The sequence below is a fragment of the Mesotoga sp. B105.6.4 genome (assembly GCF_002896535.1).
Classification (GTDB): domain Bacteria; phylum Thermotogota; class Thermotogae; order Petrotogales; family Kosmotogaceae; genus Mesotoga.
In genome coordinates, this window is sequence record NZ_JWIM01000055.1 from 1 (window position 1) to 10,588 (window position 10,588).

Genomic DNA, 10,588 nt, shown 5'->3' on the forward strand with positions numbered 1-10,588 from the left:
GCACGATAGGTCACATAAGCCTTGAGGTGAAGCACACAGGAAAGCCGTATGCGGGAAATCCGCACGTACGGTTTGAGGTGGCAGGAGATGGAAACGGATGAGATGACCCGCTTGAGGGGGACACTCTCCCGAAAGGGGAGTAAACAGCTCGGCCTCACAAGGTCTGTACTTACACCGCGCCATCTCTTGACCCTACGCTCTTAAGATTGGTGGAGAGTGGAGCGTGAAGCTAGAGAAAGGGCATTTTCGAGACGTTCGCTTCGCTTACGAGAGGACGAGAACTCCCTCTCTCCTGTTTCTCGTACTCTCTCCTCATCTCGTACTCTCGATGCTCTTCTTTGAAACAGACACCCTCCGCCACTTCGTGACCCTCCCTCAAGGGAGGACTTGAGATCAGGATGATCAGGAGCAAAATACGAATTCACACAAGGACCGGCTTGTCAGTGGCGTTAACTCCCTTGAACGAAAAAAACGTCGCGATTACTGTCATTACAACTGCCGGTTCAGAAGTTCCCTATGTCTAACGAAGACACAAGAGAGAGTCTTGGGAAACTGATCAATCGAGAATCGGGAGACTGACGATCAAGGAAACACTCCTGTCCACTGGCGGAGCTGATTAAAAGGCTGTTCTTGAGTCTTAGAGTTTTCCTGAATGAAAATACTTTATCCGGGCGTTGAATTCCCTTGTTCTCCGCAGCAAGAAACGCACTCAGTCTTTAAATCACAGTTTCTGCGAAACTAATCCTAGGATTGCTCCTCATGCCGGCGGCTTTTCACTTCGCCCAAAGACCATGCCGAAATCCTTGCACAGGAACTGAACAGCTCTTCTTCCGGAATCCAGGGCAACCGGAAGCCCGCCGGGTGCTCTGAGTCGCTGGCCAGCAAAGTACAGATTCCGGATGTTTTCAGGCTTCGAAGGATAGTATTCCATCTTATACTCCTTGGTTGCTACAGTCATCCAGGATCCTTTGAATGATCCCAGATACCTCTCATAGGTTAGTGGTGTTGCCACATCCCAAACGGCAGTCTTCTCGGCGGTCTGGGGTAACTTCTCAGATAATATCTTAATGAAGTCCTTTGCCAGCTTTTCTTTTTCAATCTCGTACGTGCCGTCTTCCTTTCGGGCGTTCGAGTAATCATAAGTATCTCCAATAATTGCCGAGGTGACTGCCGTACAGCCTTTGGGCGCGTATCCCTCGTAGCCGGCGTAATTGCAGATCTTAATAACTTGTTCCTCCTTCCCACCGCACATAAGTGGCCTCATAGGCACAAAACCCATTTTCTCCGGCAGCCCTTCCAGGTCGACCTCAATGCCGAGACAAATGAATGTGTTAAGCAAAGGTTTTGTGACTTTGCGCATCCTTTCTGTCCATGGTTCTCTAATGGGGAAATCGAATAAATCGTCGATTGCTGAGAGAGTGTCCCTGGTGACAATCACGGCCTCCGATTGAAGGAGTTCACCATCCACGACAACACCGTCGGCGATGCCGTTTCTCACCGAAACTGTGTTTACCCGCATTCCGTAGCGAATCTTGCCGCCCAGAATATCGAATTTCTTTGCCATACGCAAAGCCATACCGAGGGAGCCACCTTCAGGATAGCCGCCGTCGCCGGAGGCCAGAGTCGCGAAGGTGAAAACCAGGGCAGTAGCACTGTAATCGGGGCCTATGATGTTCTCGAACAGGCGCTGTAGTAGTTCGCTCTTGTATCTCATGCCATATTCTTTAGCCGACTGTCTTGCATAGTAGGGCATTTTGGGTAATGCTGGCAGCATCCTCAAGATCGTACCCAGGGACATGAATGACTTCTTCTTAGTCTTCAATCCCTTGATGTCGGTCACCGGCATATTGAGCTTTGCGAATCTCTTCAAATCGCAGCATAGTTTGCTGATTTCTCTTCCATCCTCAGGTGAAAGCTCGATAAGATGATTGTGGAGTCTCTCCACATCACGGTAAAGGCGTGCTGTCCCTCGTATTCGAATGTGAGAAACACATCGCGATAGTGTACTGCGACGCTATCGTCTAGAGCGCCAACTTCCCGCCAGAGTCTGTTAAGAGGTGTATCCGGGGATGAGCCGGTGAGCCAATGCATTCCACCTTCGGATAGATACCCCTTCCTTTTCCAGCTTGTCGAAGCTCCGCCCGGAATAGTGTGGCTCTCGTAAATAGTGACGTCGAATCCGCTTTGGAGAGCGTAAATCCCTGCTGTCAAACCTGCAATACCCGCACCGACTATGGCTATGTTTCTCACATTTTCCTCCTATGTGTCGACTATCCAACTGCTTTCGAAATCCTGAAAGTCCAGGCTTATCACAGCTTGCTCTTCAATCCCGAATTGAGTCTAGTAAGCTCCGAGATGACTCACTTTCTCTCATACTTGATCGATGAGGACTCTTGATCAATTGTTTTCACACATTTCGATGCCGTTCCCCACCAGTATGTAATTCACCCTCAACGACGAAACAGAGGTGCGACCAGTCGCGTCCAATCAAAACTACTAGAGGGCAAAAGCGCTGTTCTTAATGCGACTGTACGCTAGCGAAACTTACAAGAAGCACGAAAGGGTTCTCGTTGACTCGCATCGAATACTGGTCGCGCCGTAATGTACATGGTGAGTTCCGAATACGCTTATCGTAAAATCAAATGTGTGGCGAGCTGACTCTTCGCTTCGTAAACTGCCCGACAACGGCAACTGTCTTTGTCTAGAGTCGCTTCATGCGGACAAGAGACTCTTATGCAGTCTCAAGAATCTCTTCTTATGACTCCAGCAGAGCGAAATTCCTTCTGAATTATATGGCGTTTCTCGAATACACGTCTAATGATATACCCTTTTTGATATTGTGAGAACAGGTCTGAAATCGATTCTAAGGAAGACTTTGCGAAAACAGATCGTCAAATGCGGCAGGTATTCCAGCCTCCGAAATCATTTCATCATCTTTCAGACCTCGGGGAAATCCCGAAGCATCGAGTCTCTTGAGATGTTCGCAAATCTAACCTACAATGTCTGGAAGAAACCCACCGTCTCAGGAATCTGCTTCTCTTCAACCGCATGGCGCTCCACCAGTGAGTCCTATTTATTGATAATCATTGTCTCGATGAAATCTGACCTGGAAGAACGATCAGAACCAAGTCTTGCACCCTTCACGCAAAACATCAATTCATTCTCCTCTCGTTCAAACCAAGTTTTGCGCTCAACTCATCAGATAAGAAAGATAAGTCAATAAAAAGAAGCCTGAAAACAAATGAAGAAACTGTCGAGGATGTGAAAGATCTCCTATGGAATTAGATATACCGAAACCCCAAACTTTCGATAATTGCTCTGAAATTAGAGCATTGTCAAACACCAAACCAAGGAAATCTCTTCATCTGTATTCGCCCTATTTCCAGTGTGCGGTGGAAGTCTCGATATTGATTACCTGAACGTAGGCAGGAGTCTCAATAGCCAAGAGCCTCGACTGTCCTCAAACAGCGCAAATCGAGAATCCAGAAGAGGGTGTAAACTCTTCGGACAAAGACCCGGAGGATGCCTGAAATGAAGAAGGCAGATGCTGATTAGTAGTAGGGCAAATGATTAAGTATTAAGATTAAGTCATTAAGTATAATTAATCCATTGATTATGATAAGATTGATTAAAGAGATAATGTTTTGGAGGTGAGACTAATGAGAAAGACGCTACTATCGGCAGTGTTCGTCACCTGCCTCGTGATGATAGTCTTCAGTGCACAAAACACTGCTTCTCAGGAACTGAGAATCATCGTTGAATCTGTGGCTTTGCTAGACGTCTCGAACTCATCAGTCTCTTTTGAGATCCCCCAGGAGATGATCGTACCCGGGTCAGCAATCTTTCTCCAGAACATTGAAGGTGGCCGCTTGAAGTACACTTCTCTTACGGAAGCGGGGAGTTTGAGAAAGATTACCGCTTCGCTCTCCGACTTCTCTTTGCTGGAAGTGCTCGAGATTGGTATTACGGTCAGTGCGCCCGATAGTGGAAGGGGAAGGGTTGGAGTTTCCAGTGGAAGAGTCTTGCTCACGGCTGACCCTCAACCTGTGGTTGAAGGTATTGGCAGCGGATGGACCGGTACTGAAGATGCAGATGGTGCAATGGTGGTTTATGATATCAACATTTTCTCCGCGGAAATGCTAGTAGATGGTGTGGTAAATCCGGAAGTCTTATTCACTCTTGCAGAAAGTTAATCGAGAACTCCCGAATCAATAAAGATTATTTCCTCGCTCTTCTTTCTTATTTCAAGAGTTACTTCTATTATGTCGCCGGGCTTCAACTCCAGCTCGACAGTATCCCTGTCTGCCACAAATCCTTTGGGAAGTGTTCCGGCCTCAAGGCGCAGTAGCCATTTGCCGGGCCTTAGATTTGGAACCGAAATCTCCCCATTGTCTCTGGTTACAAGTCTGAATCTCTCATCTTCACTTTCCAGTACGAGATTCACGCCTCTGATGGAGAGGGGAGTCTGTTCCATGTTCCTTACCCTAACCCTAAGAGCCGCCGACTGGACCAGTGTTATTGAAAGATCCTTTTCTTCATTTGCCGAGATTGTTATCTCAATCGGCAGCCTATCGCTGCTTATCAAGCCTCTCTGAAGAGAGTCATTGTCGATGTCAAAGAAATAAGTGCCGGGCTTCAGCCCGCTAAACATGAATCTCCCGTCTTCGCCAGTTATTGCTACGAGGTTGTTGAGTTTTAGAACAGCTCCCTCTAAAGGTATTTCGTTTCCCTCTGAAGAGATTACGATCTTCCCTGAAAGCGAACCCAGGTCTCTTCTTGGCCAAAACGGGATTGAAAAGGGGAAGGAATAACCTGCAGTGAAAGCCCCTGAAGGAATCCAGTTTGTCTTATCCGTCATTGCGATACTGGCCGAAACGTTAATCGAACCGCCGTTTTGAAGGATCTTCGAAAAGGATATTCTGGCCGTGAGCTTCACAGGATCAAAGTTGTTCATCACATATGTCAGTGATCCGTCGAATCTGTATCCATCTTCCATCAGAAGAGTGCCGACTAATGCAGCCGTTGTCTCGAATCTTTCCTTGACGTAGTCTTTGAGGGTAAGCCTCGCGTTTAGATAGGCGTTTCCCGATAATCTGTAAGATCCGTAGACATCAAGCTGAATGGTCTTCTTATCAACGTTCTCAATCCGACTAAGCTGAGCGGAAAGAGAGCCAAATAGGCTGAAACTCCCCGGATAGTATGAGGCTGCCAGATTTCCGCCCAGGGTGGCGGCCGGAGTTGACAGGCTCCTGCTGCCGCTTGAATTGTAGTAACCCCCCATGCTCATCCTCAGTCCGGAAAAGGTTGGAAAGTCAAACCTGCCGCGAAGAGAATAGCTGTTCAACAACCCCTGCAGAGCGAGATCGAAGGGATTATCGCGCTGGACCGTTCCCTCGAAAGAGATCCTGTAGGAATCAGGTTCCTGCCATACGACAGCGGCATCGAGTTTGAGCGCTTCGCTTCCGGGCTGTCCGCTGATCTTCTTCGAGTAATCTGCGGCCGATCTCAGCTGAAAGTAGCCGAGGCGGCTGGAAAAGACATATCCCAGCTTCAGCCCGTCGTACTTCCCATCTAGGAAGGAGACTCTTAGAAGGGAGCTTGTCGAGACCGGTTCCAGACCGGACTCTATTGCCAGAGATGAATGAATTATATTCGACGAGCCGAAGCTTCCGTCAACAGCAACCCCTGCCGATAGATTTTCCAGGAGATTCCAGTCTGCGAAGAGCCCCAAAATGGACAGGTCTTCCGAGAGTATTGCGCCCATTCTAAGAGAGTCAAGACTTAGATTGAGATCGAAGCCCCTTGCTGACGTTCCAAGATTCACCGAGGCCAGGCCCGCTCTGCCGAGAACTCCGTATCCGACTTTAAGCAATTCCCCTCTGTAACGTAGATCTATTGAAAATCTGTTGTCTTCATCTTTGCCAATTATCGGCAGAGAGCCGTTCAGACTTATGCTTCTGGTTTTCGCGTCATTCAGAAAGCCGTCAATCTTCAAAGCCGCGTTCAGCAAGAAGCCGTCTGAATAACCGGCAGTGATCGACAGCCTGGTGGGCAGTACTCTGAATCTGTTTGCCAGGGAATCGGCCGGAGGAAGAAGAAGCACCGAAGATCGACCCGACACGAGGCCTGCCTCTCCCGACTCCCCTGTCGCCGTTAAAATGATAATGTGATTTCGCTGTTCTGTGAGGAAAGCGGAAGTTTTCACGGTGACCTTCACTTCGCCGGAAGCCGAAGGCTGGAGCTGAAGTCTTTGAATACTTAGCCTTAGAGTGTATGACATATTGTCAATGGCTCCCAGCTCAAGATAGGCAGGAACGTTGCCGTTATTGGCAACCGAGAATACGACCGAGTATTCTTCCCCAGCAGTTACATAAGAAGGAGCCTCAACAAGCCGGATTGCTAAAGACATGCTCGCGGCCACTCTGACAGTGAAATTCAGCTCAGCCGACTCGCCTCTCTGATCTTTGACTTCATAGCGTACATCATACTCTCCGGCTAGAGGTGTGGAGGGCACGAGGAAGCTTAGAAGGCGTATCTCGAAGGAGTCGGCCCCCACCTGAAAGGCTGATACGCCAAAAACGTTTCGCCAGCCGGGCGGCAGCGACAGCTCCTCAGCGAAGTCTAGATCATCATGGGTGTTGTTTGTTACAAGGACAGCAATCGTGACTATCTGACCTGGCACGACTTCTCCGGGAGGAGGAGTCGAGAGAACCAGTTCAAAATCTACTGCACCTAGCAGCGCGGAAAGTGAAAGCATGAAAAAAATCAGAAAGGAGACTCTTATACGAGACTGAACCGCTCTCACTCTATCTTCATTGAATACTGAGCGCCCCATACGTCTTCACCGTCTCTTATAAGAGCAAGGACTCTGTAGTCTCCTGGAGAGAGACCTTCAAAGGGTACAACGAAGCGACCGGAGGTCTGAGGATACAATCTTAAGGTGTTACCCATGAATTCGCCGACAACTTCTCCCGCTTGATTGAAGATGCTGGCCGATACCTCGGGTCTCATCCACCAGTCAGAGGTATTCTTGATATCCATGATCAAGGAGTAGACTCCGTCGTTATTCGAGAGACTTCTTCCAACAATCTCGATGCTTCTGGATTCAGGTTCGCCGAAATTTGTGACGACCTGGACAGCGTAGCGCGTCTTAGTTCTGACTGTAATTCCCTCCAGCTCTTCATCTGCGAAAGCGATCATGGGCTCGACCATGATGACTCCCCAGTAAGTGCCGGAAAGATTCTCGTCTGATGGAACAATAACCGAGAAGGAGTAGGTCATGTTCGAATTTCCGGGCACTGTTACTTCCGGCGCCTGAAGTTCGATCCAGTTAGCATTTGATCGTTGCAGGCTTCCGGCTTCGGGATATTCCGTCGAACCCGTGTGGTGAAAGAAGTAATCTGTCAAGTAGAAGCGAACTATCGCCGGCTCGCTCGCGTTGTTTTGGAGTTCGATTCTTCCCGAAAGCACCTGGCCGGAGGAAGCAGCGAATATATGAGTTAGACCGTTTATTATGAGAACATCTGCCCTCAACGTGATCACCGAAAGCATTAGGAGGAACAGGACGAACTTCTTTGACATGTTTATCAGCTCCGTTTTAACAACACTAACAGTATTATATTTCGCCCAGATCTATAACCGTGAAGGTAATTACACTGTCACCCAAGAAGCTCACATCGTCCGGGTCCAATAGATATTGAACATAGAAGGTTATGACTTCCCCTACTGGATGAAAAACGATATCCAGGAAATCGCTGGCGACTCCTTGGGTGGCAAGCGTCAAATATCCGTTGTAGAGCAGCGTAACAGAACCCCTTTTGTTTGAGGGGTTCCAAAGGATCGGCTCCGACGAGAGCCTGAGAGAAATCTGAGCACCGGAAGAGAGAGTCGCCATGACTCTGAACATTCTGTCTTTCCCTTGACCGCCTGCGATCTCAGGGCGTTCGATAACGATCATCGTTGCATCCTCGGGGCTGACAAGAGATCCCGAGCTGAAAGCAGGGCCGTCTCCCGCTAACTCCGGTGAAGCCGAGACAAGCTCCCAGGCTACGTCGGTTGAGACCTTGCCCGTTGCTGAAAGCGTCACGGCCTGAAGAGAAACGGCAAGAATCAGAATGCCAAGACAAAGAAGCAGCGCTTTGCGCTGCTTCAATGCAATGTATGTCCTGATAAGGAAGATCATTTACTTTATGACTCATCCACCAGTGTGAAAGTAACCAAAATAACTGTGTCTACTGCATTCAAGAAAGCACCGTCTGGCAGATCGTTTCCAAGATCATTCAGCGCGGTCTCACTTATGTCTGCAGTGTAGGTCAGCGGATGGCCGGCGTTTGCCTCAGTTCCTGTCCTAGCAAGACCTGGGCCAATTCCAGTGACAAGAACACCACTAAGCGTTGATCCTACAAACTCAAGTGTAGTCCCAGTTCCAACGTTTCCCTTAGCAGAACCGTCGGTAGCGCCTGCAGCAAGAGATATTTTGAAACCAGCCGGAATCGTGTCGAACTCAGTCGTTACCTTTCTCGTGAAACCCGCAAATCTCAAAGATGTATACCTGAGATATGTGGGATCGTATTCGACAGAAACAACAGGGGCCGCACCGGCTAACTCTGGCTGAGTTACTGTGATCGTCACGCCTGGAGCGTCTTCAGTTGTTTGCCCAGTAGATGCCGCCGCACCAGTTACCGCAAGAAGCGCAATTTCATTCATCGTGATCGTGATCGTTTGCGTGTCTGTGTTAGTGTCCTGCGCCATTACAAAAGCACCCACTAGAATCGACATTGCTAGAATTACGAAAAACTTTTTCATTACCCACCTCATCTAATTTGAATGATCTATATTAGTTGATACTAATACGCAATTTCATTTCCGGATTTCTTCGCGAGCATCTGAACCCAGCTCACAAATCAATTATAGATCAAACGGCCAACTGACTGATGTCTTTTTCATTAAGGTTAAACGACTGTGTTCTCGCGTAGCGATTACAAACAGTAACATTTTCACTCTAGGGAGATGCCCGAAGAAGTTGAAGACTGCACAAAAGATCGTGGCAACTGGTCGATCCGCAAAAAGATAAACTTGAATTCGAGTATTCTACTGCTTGTCATAACCAGTTCGTGCAGGTTATCGACGCAGTTCATATTTTTGAAGAAAGCGAAAGGATTCGAGCGAGAAGCTCTTTACGGTCGAAGAGCAGCTTACACTTCCTTCTGAAAACAGTCCCTTATCTCGCCCGGCGGGAAAAGGGTTGCCTGTGCGTTGAAACAGGCGGGCTGGAGCGGGGACATGCTTTCGAAAGCCGTCGCAGCCTTTGAGTTAATTTATTAGACCAGTATTAGTGTAATAAACGTTCGAACGATTATTTCGTTATTAGTTTTGCTACTTGGGATCCTGCTCAAATAGACCTGTATTTCTCAGAAAACCGGTGGAGAAAGAGAGAAGAACATAGGCCAGTTGAAATGGAGTCAGAAGAATTACGTTTTGTTCTCGTTGCAGCCTTGCCGGGAAGCAGGGAGAATGAAGAAAAGAAAGCTGTTTAGACTGCCGGTACATAGATGAAGAACCTATGAAAGGCTCACATTCTTCGTATATCGCTAGTACGCGCAATGAACAGATATTCTTCAAGGTTCCAGCTGCCGAAGAGCGATGTGAAAGACTTCGATAAGGTCAAAGTGTTCCTCATAAGCTCTGAGAGAGCTCCAGGAACTTTCGTTGACATATGCGAGAGGTTGTGTCTTATCCTCTGATTCGAAGCAAGCTGCGTGCGTTGTGTCGGACGGAGACGATTCATGAATTGATAACGGCTTGCTCAAAATTATGAATCTCTCTGATCTGTAAAGAAAGCGACTTGGAGTTGAACATGATCTCATCATTTAACTCGTTGTCCGGGCAGAGTAGGTTTTTTTGCTGAGCCGAATTGAATACTGGACCGTTCAGTATGATTGTTCAACGAAGATAATTATATCGAGCTTTTGAAGAAGAAACTGCTGGCGACGGCACCGAATGTAACTCCACAGAGAATCGCCGGTTTGCCTCTACAGCCAACAGAACCGAGATTTCTAAGCTCTATCTCGATGGGAATAAGATAGCAGATATCTCAGCTCAATAGCCCCAAGAGGGCAAGAGTCCAGAAAGGAAGACTTCACTGAAAAGTGTTGATGGAACAGAGATCGATGGCGTACTGAATCTGCCTGTCGGTTTCGATGATTCAAGAGATATTTTCTCGCAGTCCCGGTTCAAGGAGGGTTTACCAGGACGGCCTTTGCAGCGATGATAGCGAGTAGCTACTAACCGATCGAATGACTAGTGTCTAAAGCTCATCATCTCGTGGTTTTTAACTAAGAACCTGGACACGAAGTGTCTGATGAACCAATCTTCTGCTCTTGATCTTAAATCCTCGTTCGAGCAGCTCATCATTACCCACATCATCTTCTATGAAGTTCGTCTCTTGCTCTCTCATCATCTCGCGGTTTTTGACCAAGAACTTGGACACGCAGTGTCAACGATGAACCGCTCTTTTGCTCTTGATCTTAAATCCCCTCTCGAGAGGGGTGTCGACGGCTCGATCGTCGACGGGGTGTGTGCACGTCCA

8 protein-coding genes are annotated in these 10,588 nt (G+C 48.0%); 1 reads left to right on the plus strand and 7 read right to left on the minus strand.

Annotated elements, in window-relative coordinates; translation table 11 throughout:
- Positions 1-229: 229 nt before the first annotated feature.
- The 3 genes from RJ60_RS16285 to RJ60_RS15835 all read right to left on the minus strand — a co-directional run bounded on the left by RJ60_RS16285 (position 230) and on the right by RJ60_RS15835 (position 2,250).
- Positions 230-361, minus strand: a complete 132-nt coding sequence (locus RJ60_RS16285) for a hypothetical protein (RefSeq protein WP_258001922.1) — start codon at positions 359-361, stop codon at positions 230-232.
- Between the two features lie 396 nt (positions 362-757).
- Positions 758-1,870 (minus strand): NAD(P)/FAD-dependent oxidoreductase, encoded by a 1,113-nt coding sequence (locus tag RJ60_RS11410; protein WP_219725884.1) that lies wholly within the window; start codon positions 1,868-1,870, stop codon positions 758-760.
- Complete coding sequence (locus RJ60_RS15835; RefSeq protein WP_219725885.1) at positions 1,867-2,250, minus strand: FAD/NAD(P)-binding protein; 384 nt, start codon at positions 2,248-2,250, stop codon at positions 1,867-1,869. Before RJ60_RS15835 ends, RJ60_RS11410 begins: the two co-directional genes overlap by 4 nt.
- Positions 2,251-3,659: 1,409 nt before the next feature.
- On the opposite strand from RJ60_RS15835, the gene RJ60_RS11415 reads away from it, so the two are divergent.
- Positions 3,660-4,193, plus strand: coding sequence for a hypothetical protein (locus tag RJ60_RS11415; protein ID WP_103134750.1), 534 nt, complete (start codon positions 3,660-3,662; stop codon positions 4,191-4,193).
- On the opposite strand, the gene RJ60_RS11420 is transcribed toward RJ60_RS11415, so the two are convergent.
- Genes RJ60_RS11420 through RJ60_RS11435 form a run of 4 tightly spaced genes read right to left on the minus strand, consistent with a single transcriptional unit; the run spans position 4,190 to position 8,805 of the window.
- On the minus strand, positions 4,190-6,835 hold the full coding sequence (locus RJ60_RS11420) for a hypothetical protein (RefSeq protein WP_103134751.1): 2,646 nt from the start codon (positions 6,833-6,835) through the stop codon (positions 4,190-4,192). The two genes, RJ60_RS11415 and RJ60_RS11420, sit on opposite strands and share 4 nt — an antisense overlap.
- Entirely contained in the window at positions 6,802-7,581 is a 780-nt protein-coding gene (locus RJ60_RS11425) for a hypothetical protein (RefSeq protein ID WP_103134752.1), read from the minus strand. Before RJ60_RS11425 ends, RJ60_RS11420 begins: the two co-directional genes overlap by 34 nt.
- A gap of 34 nt (positions 7,582-7,615) precedes the next feature.
- Entirely contained in the window at positions 7,616-8,182 is a 567-nt protein-coding gene (locus RJ60_RS11430) for a hypothetical protein (RefSeq protein ID WP_103134753.1), read from the minus strand.
- Between the two features lie 5 nt (positions 8,183-8,187).
- Positions 8,188-8,805 carry a hypothetical protein gene (locus tag RJ60_RS11435; protein WP_103134754.1) on the minus strand — a complete coding sequence of 206 codons (618 nt, stop codon included), beginning with the start codon at positions 8,803-8,805 and terminating at the stop codon, positions 8,188-8,190.
- Positions 8,806-10,588 lie beyond the last annotated feature (1,783 nt).